Here is a 14795-nt window from a genome sequence, read left to right as displayed (position 1 = left end):
TCCGCTACCTTGTTTTTTATACTCATCCTGTCGCTAGCAACCCAAGATAAATCAAACTGACGCTGAATAAACTCAGCAAGATACCCACTGCATGCCGACGATATCCTAGTAAAAGCAGTGGTAAGGTTGCAATCCCCATCATCAAAACCCATCCATTCCCCACTGGATCACCGGTCGGTAGTTGCCCTAGCGTCGGTTGTTCGAGACGGCTGAGTGAAGCACTCGCCATGAACAGCAATACTAAAATGATACTCTCCATCCGGAGTAACGGACGCGGATCGTACGTTGAGTCAAAACGCAACCGACGCCGAACAAGCGTGCCATTACAGAAAGCATAGAACAAAAGCGGTAACAATAAAAGGTGCTTCAGCAACAACGCTTGACCGTATGGCACGCCCCAGAGATTCGGATAACGTTCAAGCGGAATCGCCAGTTGCATCAGTAACAGCCCTGACAGGATGACACCCGTAAAGGCGATCCGGGCAAACGGACTGAACCAACTTAAAAAGGCAGACCAATGAACGGTCGAGCGAGCACCGATGGCTACCCAAAACACGACACCGATCCAAGCTGTCACACATAAGAAGTGACTAAACTGAAGCGTCCACCCGAGCGCACCGTATTTGGCCGCCGCGTGACTCGTTCCTGCGATGCCAATCCATAACGGGATCGTCAAGAGTGCGAGCAGGATGGATCGTCGCTTTTGCCATGCGAATACGATCAATAGGAGTAAAGCAGAGAAGTAAACGACAAGAAACATCCGACCGATATGCAACTCCAGTAATCCTGTTCGAAGAGCCTCTGTCATCGTTTGCGTCGAAAGTAGAAAACGAACGGCACCAAAGACCGGGATGCTCGTTCCAAGAACGAGCATCCCGAGTCCCGCTACCGCCCACGACGTACCGTCCATTAATAGCGGTTTTCGTTTCGTTGGGATGAAGCATAATACCAAATAGCCCATCCAAAGCGCTCCACCCATATAGACGAGTAGTTCTCCTAGAAACGCACTCATGTCGAACGACGACGTAACACGAGAAGGATGACGATACTGATTAACAGTCCCCCGACGATCCATGGGAGCAGTGTCGGAACGAGTCCTTTTGAAACAGGCTCTGCTTCAGGAACGACTGCTGCTTTTTTTTCCATCGGCTCAGCCTTTTCTACAGTGCTTGTTTCAGCTTTTGCCGCACCCAGTACCGTAAAACGGATCGTTCCTTTCACGGGATGACCATCATCTGAAATCGACGCCCACTTGATCGTGTATTTTCCTTCCGTTAAAGGCTCTGAGACGACAGCACTCAGTTCATTTCCGATGATAAGTGGTTTCGCAAGGGCTTGTTCAACTCCATTCGCGTCTACTATACGTAAGGTGCTCGTTTTTTCAACAGCCTCACTGAACGTCAAGCGGATCCGATCGACGGGTTCAGATAATGCCGATCCATCTGCCGGATTCGAGCTTTTTAAACTCGTGTGTGCTTCGACCGATATGGGCAACAGACAAATGAGGAACAGAAGGGCAAATCGGATGATGCGCATGTCGTTTACCTCCTTTCTGCTTGATGTGTACAAGAAAACCCGCTGTCACCAGCGGGTCGTCCTTTATTGTTGCGGGCGACGACGGAGTGCGAAGAATCCAAGGATCGATGCTGCTGCGATACCAAGCAGTGACCAGACGATACCTGTCGTCGATGCTTTTTCTTGCATACCACCGAGACCAGTGTTCGGCATTCCAGATGGTGCACCTTTGAATTTATCTGGGAACTGATCGACGATTGCTGTCGCAGTCCCTTCCCCTACACCGTACATATGCGCGTACGCTTCACGAATCGCTGGGTACGTTTTGTCGTAATCTTTTTCATTATAGCTATTGAAAGCAAGCAAGAGTTGGTCAATGTGAACCTTTAATCCTTCTTCCAAATCTTTCGCTTTCAAACGTCCTTCTGTTGCTGCATCGAGGAATGCTGCCTGTTCAACACGGTACTCATCAAGTTCCTTCACAGCCATGTCGCGTGCTTGATCATCTTTCGCACCTGTTGCTTTGACATAGTCAACGAAGTAGCCGATGTGGCTCGACCAAATCTTCTTGAATTGTTGCGCTGCTTCACTACCATAAACAGAGCCAATCGAAGCTGTCAGGTCATCCGTATTTTGATTCAAGGCACCGGCCGCAGCGTCAAAGTCTTTTGCTCCGTCAATTCCTTTTTGCATCGCGAGCACTGCAAGCGCCGCATGTTCAGAGAAGTTTCGGTTCAGTCCGGCACGAAGATCAGCTGCTGGTGTATCAACTTTCGTATTTTTGAATTTATCTGGGTACTGATCGACGATCGCACCAGATAACCCTTCTCCCACCATATACATATGCTCGATTGCTTTACGTAGATTACTGTAGGCAGCATCATAATCACCAGCAACGTAGCTATCAAACGATGTTAACAGTTGCGTGATATGGACTTTTAGTCCTGCTTCGAGATCCGCTGCCTTCAGACGTCCTTCCGTTGCTTTATCGAGGAACGCAGCCTGTTCGACACGATACTCATCAAGCTCTTTCAATGCTTTTTGTTTCGCGTCTTCGTCCTTGGCACCAGTTGCTTTGACGTAATCGACGAAGTAACCGATATGGCTCGCCCAGATTTCTTTGAAGGCAGCGCCTGCTTCTTCCCCGTAGACGGAACCAACAGCTGCCGCTAAATCATCCGTGTTTTGATTCAAGGCACCGGCTGCCTGCTCAAAATCTTCTTTACCATCAATTCCTTTTTGCATCGCAACGACTGCGAGATACGCGTGTTCAGATAGAATTTGATCGAGTGTCGCTCGTAAATCCGATGCTGGAGATGAGACATCGAGGGAGACTTTTCCTGAACTGTGAGACATCTTACTATGGTCCTCATGACCGTGAGCACTGACACCTGCTGCTGGAATCAACAATGCGGCACTAAGCGGAACAGCGAGATACGACTTTTTCATCTTCATCTTATGAACACCCCTTTGATTTTTTGGACTTCACATAGATAACGTAAGGAGTTCACGAATGGTTTTATCTTTTTACATTTTTTATTTAAAATATTTTTTCTGACGAAATAAACTTATGTAGCACTTTCATTATTTTTTAGTTTTTATTTACTCATTTCGCGAAATAGCCAACTTATTTTCTAATCATTTCATTAGAATCTTCTTATAACCTCATCTTTTATCTTTTATAGAACAGGAGTGGACTTATGAAACGGATTGTCATTGGCGCAGTACTTGCTTCGCTCGTCGTCTCGCAAGCAGTTGGACCTGTAGAAGCAAAAAGTAAAGCGAAGAAGAAACCTGTCGTGCAAGTCGATCGAGACAAAAATGGGATTCCAGATGCTTGGCAAAAACAATATCATTTGGGATATGGAAAACAAGTCGCAACAAAAGATCACGATCGCGACGGTTTGATGAATGTACAAGAGTATCAACTTCGTCTCAACCCAACTAAATCGGATTCGGATCGTGACGGGATCAAGGATGGGAAAGAGGATTCGGACCGCGACTCACTCACGAATCAACAAGAATACACAGCGCATCTAAATCCGTTGAAGAAGGATTCTGATCAAGATGGTATTTCTGATAATAAAGAAGACCAAGATCAGGATCGATTGACGACACGAGAAGAGTTCATCGTCGGTACGCAACCATTGAAAAAGGATTCAGACCGTGATGGCATCAAAGACAATGAAGAAGACCGGGACCGGGATACGCTTATCAACGAAGACGAATTTGAACTCGGTTCTGATCCAACAAAAGCAGATAGCGATCAGGACGGGACTCGAGATGATCAGGAAGATACGGATCAAGACGGCGTTCAAAATAATCAAGAACTCAAACGGATCATGATCAAAGTGACGGATACGAATAAGAAAAAGTTCGAGTGGCGTTACAGTAATGAACATCAACGGAAAGAATTGCGCTTTAAAGACGAGATCGGTATTACTGACGTTGCGACGTTAAAAGATCGTCTTCTCGTCACACCATCGATGACGGAAGAAGAATTATTAACGTTAGTCGCACAGGCGCTTCAATTACCAAACATCAAAACGTTACACGTCCAGATCAAGTTCTATAATGGACAGGAACTCGAATCAGAAGATGAGCACTCGGATGACGATGATTCTTCGGATGACTCAGAAGATGATGATCAAGATGATGATTCAGACGATCATGGAGACGATGACGGGGATGATCACGGAGATCATGGTGATGACGATTAATCGTCTATACGAAAAATGAGAGGACGGAATAGTATTCCGCCCTCTCATTTTTTATTTCATTATTCTTCAATGATGGTGACCGCTACTTCCGCCAGCTGGTTTTGCTCCACCTTGTAAGATTTTTAAATCTTCTTTCGATAACTCACCGACGATGAACTGCCGTGTTGGCATGATCATCGCACTTTCACTGCTTGCATGCGCTTTGACATAATACAAGCCGGATTTCGGTAGTACCTTCGCAATCGTATAGACACCTGGCTTTGTCTCTTCTGCCGGTTCCATACTATAGCGTACTGTTCCATCCGCTTTCCAGATTTCGAAATGTACATAATCGACTTTTTGAACCGGTTTAGCTTCACGCCAGACTGTTGCTTCAAACGTCTGCTTTTTCTTCGCATCCGGTTGTAAGTCCTTTGGGATATTCATTTTGATCGATAACGGCTTAGCTACGGCATACTGTTCTGCTGCATCGGAATCGACCGCACAGCCAGCAAGACTCGTCGTCGTGACGAGCAGTCCACCGAGCATGAGTGTTTGTATCGATTTACGCATTGAAGAACCTCCTTACACTCGGAATACGACGGATGACAAGGAAATCGACCAGCCAGACGACGAGCAACGATAGACCGACGAGCGGGAAGACGATTCCCAGCACGACAAGCACAGCGAGGAATCCTTTCAACATGAATGCTTTCGGTCCTTTCGGCGCCCCCATCCCTTTACTTGGTTTTCGCTTCAGCCAGAGATAGAAACCACTGACTGCCACGAGAATGATTCCGAGACAAATCAACAGACTAATTAACTGATTGAACCAGCCGAATTCCGTTCCCTTGTGGAGTGTGATCCCGGTCGCGACGATCTTTCCGACGATACCATAGTTGTCATAACGATAGTCGGCGAGCACGGCACCGGAATATTGATCGAGATGGATCGTCGCTTCATTCTGTGCTTTCGCTGGATACGCAGACAGCGTATAGACACCGATCGGATCACTTGGAATGCTGATCTTAAAGCTTGGATCCATCCCTTGTTGTTTGCCGATTGCAACGATGTCATCGATCGAAGCCGGGACGGCTCCTTCGACTTTTGATTGCGGGACATCAAGTGTTTCGGCAGCCCACGGGACTTCCGCGATATCCTTCGTTTGAAGTGTTGACGTCGGTGCCTCCCCACCCCAGATGGACGGTGGATAACCAAGCCCTTGGTTCGTGACGAGTGACTGGAAGTTCGTTCCCCAGAAACCGGACCACGGTAAGCCAGTCAAGATCAGGAACAGCATCCCTGCTGTGATCCAGAATGCTGGAACAGCGTGGAGATCACGACGGAATAACTTCTTACCTTGACGAAGACGTGGGAACAAGACACCTGACAGTCCCTTTTGCTTACGCGGGAACCATAGGAACAGTCCCGTCACGATCAAGACGATTGCCCAACAGGCGACGAGTTCAACGATCCGATCGCCAGTCGTTCCCGCCATCAGTTCCCCGTGGATCTCTTCGATTTTATTCATGATCCGGTCATCGTCAGATAATGTTCCGATGATCTTACCAGAATACGGATTGACGAAGACCGTCGCCGACATGTCTGGTGACGAGACCTTCACTTCACTGGATCGATCGTCGGATTCACCCGGTCGGTACGACGTGACAAGTGCATCGGGATACTTCGCTTTGACGCGATCAATCTGTTCCGTCGCAGTGATGCGATCTGCTTGTGGTGTAACTTCATAATACGATTGATACAGGACGTTTTCGATTTGTGGCTTAAAAAGATAAATGGATCCTGTCACAGCAAGCATGACTAGGAACGGTGCAAAAATGATACCAGCATAAAAATGCCACCGCCAAATCGTCCGGTAAGCAGAAGAAGTCGGTGCTTTTTTGACCGTCTCTTCCGTCTGCATGAGATTCATATGTATCCTCCTCTGGCAATAAATATGTCCACTCTGTGAACACCTCCTAGTATAAGCGTTTACAATCCAATTTCAGCCACTTGCTTGTGACGATAAATTGCCAATACAGTGTGTAAATCAGGTAGCTTTTAAGAAGTGAAAAACGTCTTTTTTTGACAATGATTTCACTTTTCTTGTAGATTACTTCTTATTTCAAAAAACTATCCTTATTCATAAAACCAAACTTCATCTAAAAAAGCGAATCCTGATCTGGATTCGCTTGCTCGTTTGATGTTTTTATATTGAAGAACTTTCCTCGACTGATTCCTTTTGACGCCGATGATATACGATACCTGTTACTACTAGACCGATTAAGATGACTACGATCGCACTGATGATTCCGGGATTCACCTGAAGCCAGTTCCACAGCTCCGACCACGTCACAGCTTCTCCGATCCGGACGATCAAAAAAGTCCAGAGTCCTGTATAAACGCCTGCTGCTAAGAATGTCATTACTAAATAACGAGGTAACGGATAACCGAGGAGTCCGGCGACATAATGAATCGGATGTCTGACGCCGGGTAAGAAGAACGATAGTCCGATCGCCCATAACCCGCGTCGTTCGATGATCGTTTCTGCTCGTTCTAAGAAACGTGACTTCATCCAGCGTTTGACGAGCGGAATCTCACGGAAGAACCGAGCAAGTAGATAAAACCACGTAAAGGCGATGAAGAAGACCGGCCATGCGGTCAACCAGATGACGACCGGATACATCCCCTCTCGTAATCGAAGTGCTGCAAAACTCATCATCAAGACATCGTCCGACAATGGGGTGAACATGATTCCGCCAGCCAGGCGGACGAGTGCCATGATATCCATCACGTATCCCTTCTTTCTGTTTCTCTCTACTTTCAGTATCCCCGATTTTTCTGAAGTTGAGCCCTATCCATTTCTTAAGTTCTTCTTTAGTTATACTTTTCCGATCAAAAGAGATCATCATCGATGATTTAAAGTCACGTAGACCGTAGGACATGTATACGCAATCGTTCAATAAAAACTCCTTTTCCCACATCGAGAAAAAGGGTTTCATCCGTCCGTTCGAGAAGGGGTACAACGTACATCTGAACGCTCATCTGATAGGAGGAATTTCCATGTTACATCGCCGGAAGACCTATACGATTCGTCCCGAACGCCTAGAAGAATTCACTGAGTTTTTCCATACCTATTTGTACCCGCTCCAAGTCAGCCATGGTGCCCGTCTTGTTGGTCGCTGGGTGACCGAGGCAGAAGATGAAGTCATCGCCATTTGGGAATATCGCGACCGTGAACATTACGAACAAGTCGATCGTGATGTCCGCAACAGTGCTTTACGTCGCGAAGCGATGAAGAAGCGCGCGCGTCTCGGCAAAAACCTTTATATCAAATCCTATGAAGATTTCATGACAGCGACCGGTACGTATGCTCCCCCTCGCGCGATCGTCAGCGTGACCGCGTACATCACGAACGATGCCGGTGAAGTCCTGCTCGTCCGCAACCTCCACCGGGGTGATACGTATGAGATGCCGGGTGGACAAGTCGAAAATCACGAGTCGATTCTTGACGCCATTAAACGGGAAGTCAAAGAAGAAACAGGTGTTGATGTCACAATCGATGGCATCACCGGTATCTATCAAAATGTCTCAAGTCACGTCCTGTGCGTTTGTTTCCGTGGGAAAGCCGTTGGTGGTGAACTCGCGACACAAGAAGGCGAAACGACGGATGTCGGCTTCTTCCCACTGACACGTGACTCGCTGAGTGAGTATATCAAACGGGAACACTTCCAGTTGCGGACGCTTGATGCAATGGATCCCCATTACTTCCCGCATGCCTTATATAAAGTCAGACCGTATGAACTGATCAGTCGGTACGACGGTAACGCAACGTCGTCTTCACGGTAAACCAAAAATCCCCTTACAGTGTTTTCACTGTAAGGGGATTTTTTTCGGTTACGTTGTCAATCGAGCGGTAATTCCGGCATCATCGGTGACATAGACATCGCCTGCTTGATCCGTAACGGTATAAGCGGAAGACTTCAACGCCTCGATCGCTGCTTGGAGCGTCGCTTGATCCGGATAACGTAGTGTCCAGTAGACGAGTCCGACCGCATCTTCCGGATTCGTTGGTGCGTTGACACCAGACCAGACGTTCAGACCGATGTGATGGTGATAGCCACCGGCAGCAACGAACAATGCACGCATCCGCGAAGCGTCAGCGGCAACTTCAAAGCCGAGCGTCTCGACATAAAATGACCGTGCTGCTTCGAGTGTCTTGACGTGGAAATGGACATGTCCCATGACCGTATCGCTCGGCATGCCATACCAGTCTTCTTCTCCCGCTTCGACGAGCATACTTTGCCAATCGACGGGATCCGTCGTCATCTTGACATCACCATTAGCTTCATACGTCCACGTCTCACGTGGACGATCGGCATAAATCTCGATCCCGTTCCCATCTGGATCCGATAGGTAAAAGGCTTCACTGACGAGATGGTCGCCTTGACCAATCTCGATCCCTTGTGCAATCAGATTTCGGATGACGAAACCAAGTTCTTTTCGGTTCGGTAGCAAAATCGCAAAATGATATAATCCGGCGACCGAGTTCGGTGGAAAACGGCGGGCATTCGGATGGACTTCAAGCTCAACGAGTGGTGTATCTTGTGCGCCGAGCACCGTCAACTGATCCGTTTGCGTTAGCACGCGTAATCCGAGTGACGTTGTATAAAATGAAATCGAACGGTCGAGGTCCGTGATACGCAAGCGAACAGGACCGAGTGTGATTTGTGGATGAATGGACATGTTGTTTCCTCCTTCAATGAAATAGCTCGTATCCCTATTATTACGCGGAAGCGATCGAAGCGGAAGTAGGCACGAATAAGTGGTATAGTATCCTAAACGATACCATGAAGGAGGAAGACCGATGGAAGAGACACCAAGCTGTCGCGTCGAGACAGCGCTCGAAATCTTGACCGGAAAATGGAAGCCGTCGATTTTACTCGTCTTGATCACACACGGAACGCTCCGCTTCAGTGAACTGAAACGACAATTGCCGAACATTACGCAAAAAATGCTGACGGCTCAACTGCGTGAGCTCGAACTGAACGATATCGTCCATCGCGAGATTTATCAAGAAGTCCCACCCCGTGTCGAGTACTCTCTGACGGATTATGGTCGGACGCTCATTCCAGTTCTTGACGCGATCAATGCATGGGGTGAACAACACGTCCTTCATCTCGAACATAAAGAAAAACTCGCTTCTGCTTCTCAATGAGAAATCCATTTCGATGTGATTTCTCATTTTTTCATGGAAAAACCTGTCTATTTTCCCGTATACTGACTTAATAGACTTCTGTTTTTAGAAAGGAATGAGTCCTCATGCATCAACTTCATGCGATCGAGCAACTGGTTGCTCGACTCAAACAAGATCCTGCAGTCGAAGCTATCTTCTTGAAAGGATCTTTTGGACGGGGAGAAGAAGATGTTCATTCAGACATCGATCTATACTGTCTCGTCTCAGAAGAACGTCAAACAACATTCTTATCGCGTCGTTTGTCCCACCTTTCTGCTTATCGTTCAATCATCTGGAAAGATGAGATTGATATCATCGCCCCACAAATGATCGTCGTCTATGATGATCTGCTACATATCGATTTGTTTACGGTGACGCTTGATTCACTGAACCATAAGGATCAATTACGTGTCTTGTATGATCCACAAGAACAGTTGACGGACTTTACGAATACTTGCGACTTAACGCTTTCTGCTCAGGAAGCGACTGACGAAGCGATCGATGCTGTCTGGTTCTTGTTCCAATATAAAAAAGCAGCAGCACGGGGAAATGACTTATGGGCAGTCGAGATGCTCCGTAGTGCCTTGATCAAGTTCGCAAAAGTATTACTCCATCATCATGCTCCTGAACGAGCGCAACTCGGATTAAAGACGATTCCGACAACATTGCCAGACCATCCACGCCTTGCTCTTGAAGCGGTCTATGACGTCTTGACACCCGCAACGCACGCTGAAGCGGCTCAACGTTATCTAGCATGTCTAGAGACTGAACGGAACACGCTCGACCAGACGCTCGCCTCTCATCCAGAGACGCTCGCTTTACTCGATCGATTAACGCCTGAACTCTCGATCCAACAATCAGGACGGTAACAAGAACGGGCTGACTCAAAAGTCAGTTTCCACAAAGATAAGAGTATCAGAATGATGATCTGCCACCCTTATCTCGTAACAAAAAGAATGACGCGTCACACGCCACTCCTACAGGAACAAGCGCATTTATGCGCTGTCAGAGACAAACAAGACCCGCTTTCCTGCTTAAATGAAGCAGGAAAACTAGCTTGTGTCTCGCCTGAGGAAAGGGCGTGAAAAGACGCGTCATTCTTTTATTGAGTCTCTTCTATGGTCACTCATTACTGTGTCAATTGAATCTCTTTTGATTGTCCACCTGCCCAGCCAAAGCCAGACGAGACTTCAAGCATCGGATTTTTCACCTGTTTCGGTAATTCAAAGACGATGTTGCCGGTTTTCTCGATATTCGGGTTGATCGTCTCTAAGAAGAAGCCCATCCCGTCTTCATTCGCATAAAGATCGAGTTCCGTATCGGCTGAGTATTCCGTATCGCCGACATTGACTTTAAACATGTTGCTGTCGACGAATCGCTCTTCCTTATCTCCGTTTAGAATCGTCAGACCGATGACTAAGAATTGTCCTGATGTTTTCTTTTCTCCGAGAACGTTCGACAACGTATCGACCATCTTGACGTCGTTGACGACGTACGTCAGTTTCCCGACCTTTACCTGATCATTCACCCCGTACGTTTTGTTGACCGGTTTTGCAACTGCTTTTGCCTTCACTGGTTTTGCTTCTGATTTGACTGCTTCTTGTTCGACTTCTACTTTTTTCTCCGGTGCTGCTTGTTCTTCGTCATCTCCTAGATTCCCGAGAATAACTGCGCCGATCACGATAATTCCTGCCCACTTCAATCCTTTTTTCATGTTACTTCCTCCTTTTAATGTGGCTGACTCACGTCTGATAGCCCTAGTATAGGAAGAAGCAACCCCTTATCCTTTATACTTTTTTAACCAGGTTATTTTTTGTTTATGGTTCGATAAAAAGATTGACAAAAAATAAAAGAGAACGCTGATTTCAGCGCCCTCCTCTTCTTATTCTCCCTTGACCCGAATGACGATTTTTCCTTTTGCGTGCCCTTCTTCGCCATAATCATGTGCTTCCTTGATTTGATCCAGATCAAAGATCCGGTCAACGACAGGTTGTAGCTCGCCACGTTCGACAGCTTTAGCGATATGCTGTAAACGCTCACCCGTCGGTTGCATGAAGACATATGCAGATCGCGCATTATGCTCTTTCGCTTGCTCTTCATCCGGTGGTGTGGAAATCGAGACGAGCATGCCGTTCGGCTTCAGCATCTGATACAGTTCCCCTTGATTGTCGCCACCCATCGTATCAAATACAAAATCGATGTCGCGAACACGATCGGCCGGATTTTCCTGTTTGTAGTCAATGACTTCGTCGGCTCCAAGTGCTTTTACCCAGTCAACGTTTTTCGTACTTGTTGACGTGATGACGTACAACCCGTTCGCTTTTGCGAGTTGAATCGCGACCGTTCCGACACCTCCTGATCCGGCACCAACGAAGATCCGGTCACCTGGCTTCGCATCCATCACTTCGAACATGACCTGCCACGCTGTATGTGAGACGAGTGGAAGAGACGCTGCTTCTGCGAAACTGAGCGATTCTGGTTTTTTGACGACGAGATGCGCATCGACTGCGACATACTCTGCATACGTTCCTTGACGGGCGATTTCCGGGCGGCTGAAGACGGCGTCCCCGACTTGAAGATCCGAGACGTTTTCTCCGACTTCCTGAATCACACCAGCAACGTCCCAACCGATGACGAGCGGCATCTCATAGCTCAACATCTGACGCAAATATCCTTCGCGTAGTTTCCAATCGACCGGGTTTACACTCGCGGCGTAGACTTCGATTAAGACATCATCTGGTCCGATGACCGGCTTTTCCAGTTCTCCGACCTTGAATTGTTCCGATCCACCATACTGTTCAATGTAAGCTGCCTTCATCCGTTGACTCCTCCTTCAATATTCGTTCCCTATCTTCTTCCCCGTCCGTTCCACCGACAAACAGTCTGAAGATACACAACAGCTCCCCATCGATCGATGAGGAGCTGTTTCGTTAACGACTCGTTTGCTGAAGAGTGGATGCCGTTTCGTTTAAGGCATGAATCGCCTGTTGCAGTTCCATGACCTGTCCAACTTGATGACGCGTCAGACCAGATAACGACTCACTTTGCGCGAGCAACGCATTCATGAACGTATCAAGTTGACCGGCTGCTGCCGTGATGGCGGCAAGGCTGCTCGTCATCGTCGCGAACTGAGTCTGCGCTGACTGGATTGATCCAACAACTTCCGTTGTATCCGTCTCGATCGTCTGTAGCGCTAACTGACTCTCTGCCATGCGTTCTTCCTGCTCACGTAACAATGTCGTACTCGCATGAATCGAGTTCCCTGTTTGCGTGACGTCCTGATCAACACGTTCGATGATCGCATTGATTTCCTTCGACGCTTCTGCCGTCTGTGCTGATAGATTACGAATTTCTTGCGCAACGACCGTAAAGCCTTTTCCGAACTCGCCGGCACGAGCTGCTTCGATCGATGCGTTAAGACTAAGCAGGTTCGTTTGCGCCGCAATCGCATTAATGCTCGACGTGATGGCGACGATTTCCTGGAAACGTCCAGCAAGCTGTCCGAACGACGTGACCGACTCATCCATGCTCGTCGTCAATTGTTGTAAGGATTGTCCGGCAAGACCAATCGTCTGCCTGCTCTTTTCGGCTGTCGTTCGCGAGGACGAACTGCGCTCGAGTGCGTGGTCGACCGAAACGGTCACATCCTCCATCCGGTTGACTTGCTGGTCGTTCAATTGGCGAATTTCACGAATCGCTTGAACGCTTCCTGCTGCATCATGTGCCAGCTGTTGCATCGCCAGATCAACCTGACTGAAGGAATCCTTCGCCGCGTCGACCGTTTCACTCATCTCTTCCGTAAACGTCGTTACTTCCGTTGCGGTTGCTGCCGTTTGTTCGAGAGCAATTTGCGACGTCGCCGCGTAGGCTTCCGACCGTTCTTGTTCTTGGCGGACGGCTAACATGACGTTCCGTCCAAAGACAGCGACAAAAACAGCCGCTGAGAAAATCATCAAATAGATGACATAGGCGACGATCAAGTCGAATGTATTCGTAAAGACAATCGTTCCCAGCATTGTGAATACTGCCATCTCAATGAGTCCAAGGATTCCGGCGAGAATGACCAAACGCGGAATTAAATAGACGATTGAAATCGTCAAGTAGAGATAGACGATCGTCCAAATGCTTGGCGACGGCAAGGTCACCAAAACGAGAGCGAGTACGAAATACGTTAACGTCACTTGGACGTACTTCCCGCTCGGACGATGTCCAAGTAGGCGGTTGCCCACAAGCAACGCGACCGTCAAGATCAAACCACCGACTAAAAACTGATAAAACACACTGATTGGGACGTAATTCATTTGCGCAAATAAGAAAATCAATGGATGCGCAATCGTAATTAACGTTGCAATCAGGCGGGACAAAATCTTTGTACTTTGTTGCTCGAGGGCAGATACCATCTTGTTCAAACTCCTTCACCTTATTAAAGTCATACAGTTGTTCATCGGCAAAAAGAATTCATTCGTTAAGTCTCTCGAGTGACTTTTTTTCTTGACGCTTTCTTGAAAGCGGGAGTACGGTTAACGTAGACTTTTTCAGAAAAGAGGATTTCTATGCTGTATGTACTCGTAGGCCTCGCAGGTGTTCTCGGTGCCTCGGCACGGTATGGGCTCGGACTGCTGATCGGCGACTTCACGACTGGTCCGTTTCCGTGGCCAACGCTTGCGATCAACTTGATCGGGAGTTTTCTTCTCGGCTATGCGACACACTTTTTATTTCGAACGAAACTCTTACATCAATATGCGATCACAGCCATCGGCACGGGTTTCATCGGCTCCTTTACGACGTTTTCGACATTCAGCGTTGAGACGGTGACCTTACTTAATGAACATCATTTAGCGGACGCGTTCCTCTACGTACTCGTCAGCCTATTTGGCGGTTTGTTCCTGTCTTATGTCGGTTACGCGCTCGGAACACGACGACTGCGTCACGTGACGAAAGGACGTGAGTGAATGACGCTACTTGCTCTCGCCATCGGTGCTTTTTGCGGCGCCATCAGTCGGTTTGCCGTCAGTCAATGGATGAAGACGGTTTGGAAACGTGAATTTCCACTAGCGACGTTCCTGATTAACGTAATCGGTTCGTTTTTGCTTGGTCTCGTCATCGGTGCGCATCTCGATACGACATGGACGTTACTCTTAGGTACTGGTTTCCTTGGATCGTTTACAACGTTCTCGACGTTCAAAATCGAGACATTGCAGTTATTTCAGGAAGGAAATCGTAAAGTACTTACCCTCTACCTCATCTCGAGCTACGGTTTCGGAATTCTTGCAGCGTTCCTTGGAATTACACTTACAGCTTGAACGAAACAAGAGGCGACGGAAAAATCCGTCGCCTCTTGTCGT

Annotated in this window: 16 protein-coding genes; 6 read left to right on the top strand and 10 right to left on the bottom strand. The window is 47.7% G+C overall.

What is annotated here, in order from left to right; genetic code table 11:
* Positions 1-22: 22 nt before the first annotated feature.
* From NOM72_RS12150 to NOM72_RS12140, 3 genes are all read right to left on the bottom strand, one after another.
* A complete protein-coding gene (locus tag NOM72_RS12150) occupies positions 23-1075 on the bottom strand; it encodes a copper resistance D family protein (RefSeq protein WP_081637447.1) in 1053 nt (350 codons plus the stop codon).
* Positions 1009-1536: a copper resistance CopC family protein gene (locus tag NOM72_RS12145; RefSeq protein WP_255999239.1), complete on the bottom strand. Its 528-nt coding sequence runs from the start codon at positions 1534-1536 to the stop codon at positions 1009-1011. The genes NOM72_RS12150 and NOM72_RS12145 overlap by 67 nt, the downstream gene beginning before the upstream one ends.
* A gap of 63 nt (positions 1537-1599) precedes the next feature.
* Positions 1600-2970, bottom strand: coding sequence for a hypothetical protein (locus tag NOM72_RS12140; protein ID WP_023466846.1), 1371 nt, complete (start codon positions 2968-2970; stop codon positions 1600-1602).
* A 245-nt stretch (positions 2971-3215) separates the two neighbouring features.
* Between NOM72_RS12140 and NOM72_RS12135 the strand changes: the two genes are divergently transcribed.
* The gene (locus tag NOM72_RS12135; RefSeq protein WP_255999238.1) at positions 3216-4235 is read left to right on the top strand and encodes an MSCRAMM family adhesin SdrC; all 1020 of its coding nucleotides are present in this window, start codon (positions 3216-3218) and stop codon (positions 4233-4235) included.
* A gap of 66 nt (positions 4236-4301) precedes the next feature.
* Here the strand turns inward: NOM72_RS12135 and NOM72_RS12130 are convergent, their stop codons facing one another.
* The 3 genes from NOM72_RS12130 to NOM72_RS12120 form a co-directional block, all read right to left on the bottom strand.
* A complete protein-coding gene (locus NOM72_RS12130; RefSeq protein WP_075642746.1) occupies positions 4302-4787 on the bottom strand; it encodes a FixH family protein in 486 nt (161 codons plus the stop codon).
* Positions 4780-6147 (bottom strand): PepSY-associated TM helix domain-containing protein, encoded by a 1368-nt coding sequence (locus NOM72_RS12125; RefSeq protein WP_255999237.1) that lies wholly within the window; start codon positions 6145-6147, stop codon positions 4780-4782. Before NOM72_RS12125 ends, NOM72_RS12130 begins: the two co-directional genes overlap by 8 nt.
* A 276-nt stretch (positions 6148-6423) precedes the next feature.
* Positions 6424-7005 (bottom strand): DedA family protein, encoded by a 582-nt coding sequence (locus NOM72_RS12120; protein ID WP_053452466.1) that lies wholly within the window; start codon positions 7003-7005, stop codon positions 6424-6426.
* Between the two features lie 272 nt (positions 7006-7277).
* Here NOM72_RS12120 and NOM72_RS12115 point away from each other — a divergent pair, with 272 nt between their 5' ends.
* Positions 7278-8063, top strand: coding sequence for an NUDIX domain-containing protein (locus NOM72_RS12115; protein ID WP_023466838.1), 786 nt, complete (start codon positions 7278-7280; stop codon positions 8061-8063).
* A gap of 48 nt (positions 8064-8111) precedes the next feature.
* On the opposite strand, the gene NOM72_RS12110 is transcribed toward NOM72_RS12115, so the two are convergent.
* Positions 8112-8960 (bottom strand): VOC family protein, encoded by an 849-nt coding sequence (locus tag NOM72_RS12110; RefSeq protein WP_058713453.1) that lies wholly within the window; start codon positions 8958-8960, stop codon positions 8112-8114.
* A gap of 121 nt (positions 8961-9081) precedes the next feature.
* On the opposite strand from NOM72_RS12110, the gene NOM72_RS12105 reads away from it, so the two are divergent.
* A complete protein-coding gene (locus NOM72_RS12105; protein WP_023466835.1) occupies positions 9082-9432 on the top strand; it encodes a winged helix-turn-helix transcriptional regulator in 351 nt (116 codons plus the stop codon).
* A 104-nt stretch (positions 9433-9536) separates the two neighbouring features.
* The gene (locus NOM72_RS12100; RefSeq protein ID WP_058265499.1) at positions 9537-10319 is read left to right on the top strand and encodes a nucleotidyltransferase domain-containing protein; all 783 of its coding nucleotides are present in this window, start codon (positions 9537-9539) and stop codon (positions 10317-10319) included.
* 260 nt (positions 10320-10579) lie between these two features.
* Here the strand turns inward: NOM72_RS12100 and NOM72_RS12095 are convergent, their stop codons facing one another.
* The 3 genes from NOM72_RS12095 to NOM72_RS12085 form a co-directional block, all read right to left on the bottom strand.
* Positions 10580-11164: a DUF4352 domain-containing protein gene (locus tag NOM72_RS12095; protein ID WP_058713454.1), complete on the bottom strand. Its 585-nt coding sequence runs from the start codon at positions 11162-11164 to the stop codon at positions 10580-10582.
* A 168-nt stretch (positions 11165-11332) separates the two neighbouring features.
* Positions 11333-12268: an NADP-dependent oxidoreductase gene (locus NOM72_RS12090; protein ID WP_255999236.1), complete on the bottom strand. Its 936-nt coding sequence runs from the start codon at positions 12266-12268 to the stop codon at positions 11333-11335.
* A gap of 112 nt (positions 12269-12380) precedes the next feature.
* The gene (locus NOM72_RS12085; RefSeq protein WP_058713456.1) at positions 12381-13850 is read right to left on the bottom strand and encodes a methyl-accepting chemotaxis protein; all 1470 of its coding nucleotides are present in this window, start codon (positions 13848-13850) and stop codon (positions 12381-12383) included.
* A 153-nt stretch (positions 13851-14003) separates the two neighbouring features.
* Between NOM72_RS12085 and crcB (NOM72_RS12080) the strand changes: the two genes are divergently transcribed.
* A complete protein-coding gene (gene crcB / locus NOM72_RS12080) occupies positions 14004-14402 on the top strand; it encodes a fluoride efflux transporter CrcB (RefSeq protein ID WP_058713457.1) in 399 nt (132 codons plus the stop codon).
* The gene (crcB, locus tag NOM72_RS12075; RefSeq protein ID WP_255999235.1) at positions 14403-14753 is read left to right on the top strand and encodes a fluoride efflux transporter CrcB; all 351 of its coding nucleotides are present in this window, start codon (positions 14403-14405) and stop codon (positions 14751-14753) included.
* The last annotated feature ends 42 nt before the right edge of the window (positions 14754-14795 follow it).

Source organism: Exiguobacterium sp. LL15 (assembly GCF_024436095.1).
GTDB classification, from domain to species: Bacteria; Bacillota; Bacilli; order Exiguobacteriales; family Exiguobacteriaceae; genus Exiguobacterium_A; species Exiguobacterium_A indicum.
Note: the sequence above shows the minus strand (reverse complement) of the source record. Positions and strands in the feature narration are given on the sequence as shown.

What these genes read in the sequence shown, in the direction of transcription:
- NOM72_RS12150 (WP_081637447.1), bottom strand. Translation starts at nt 1,075, where the DNA reads ATGGATCGTCGGGGGACTGTTAATCAGTATCGTCATCCTTCTCGTGTT.
- NOM72_RS12145 (WP_255999239.1), bottom strand. Translation starts at nt 1,536, where the DNA reads ATGCGCATCATCCGATTTGCCCTTCTGTTCCTCATTTGTCTGTTGCCC.
- NOM72_RS12140 (WP_023466846.1), bottom strand. Translation starts at nt 2,970, where the DNA reads ATGAAGATGAAAAAGTCGTATCTCGCTGTTCCGCTTAGTGCCGCATTG.
- NOM72_RS12135 (WP_255999238.1), top strand. Translation starts at nt 3,216, where the DNA reads ATGAAACGGATTGTCATTGGCGCAGTACTTGCTTCGCTCGTCGTCTCG.
- NOM72_RS12130 (WP_075642746.1), bottom strand. Translation starts at nt 4,787, where the DNA reads ATGCGTAAATCGATACAAACACTCATGCTCGGTGGACTGCTCGTCACG.
- NOM72_RS12125 (WP_255999237.1), bottom strand. Translation starts at nt 6,147, where the DNA reads ATGAATCTCATGCAGACGGAAGAGACGGTCAAAAAAGCACCGACTTCT.
- NOM72_RS12120 (WP_053452466.1), bottom strand. Translation starts at nt 7,005, where the DNA reads ATGGATATCATGGCACTCGTCCGCCTGGCTGGCGGAATCATGTTCACC.
- NOM72_RS12115 (WP_023466838.1), top strand. Translation starts at nt 7,278, where the DNA reads ATGTTACATCGCCGGAAGACCTATACGATTCGTCCCGAACGCCTAGAA.
- NOM72_RS12110 (WP_058713453.1), bottom strand. Translation starts at nt 8,960, where the DNA reads ATGTCCATTCATCCACAAATCACACTCGGTCCTGTTCGCTTGCGTATC.
- NOM72_RS12105 (WP_023466835.1), top strand. Translation starts at nt 9,082, where the DNA reads ATGGAAGAGACACCAAGCTGTCGCGTCGAGACAGCGCTCGAAATCTTG.
- NOM72_RS12100 (WP_058265499.1), top strand. Translation starts at nt 9,537, where the DNA reads ATGCATCAACTTCATGCGATCGAGCAACTGGTTGCTCGACTCAAACAA.
- NOM72_RS12095 (WP_058713454.1), bottom strand. Translation starts at nt 11,164, where the DNA reads ATGAAAAAAGGATTGAAGTGGGCAGGAATTATCGTGATCGGCGCAGTT.
- NOM72_RS12090 (WP_255999236.1), bottom strand. Translation starts at nt 12,268, where the DNA reads ATGAAGGCAGCTTACATTGAACAGTATGGTGGATCGGAACAATTCAAG.
- NOM72_RS12085 (WP_058713456.1), bottom strand. Translation starts at nt 13,850, where the DNA reads ATGGTATCTGCCCTCGAGCAACAAAGTACAAAGATTTTGTCCCGCCTG.
- crcB (WP_058713457.1), top strand. Translation starts at nt 14,004, where the DNA reads ATGCTGTATGTACTCGTAGGCCTCGCAGGTGTTCTCGGTGCCTCGGCA.
- crcB (WP_255999235.1), top strand. Translation starts at nt 14,403, where the DNA reads ATGACGCTACTTGCTCTCGCCATCGGTGCTTTTTGCGGCGCCATCAGT.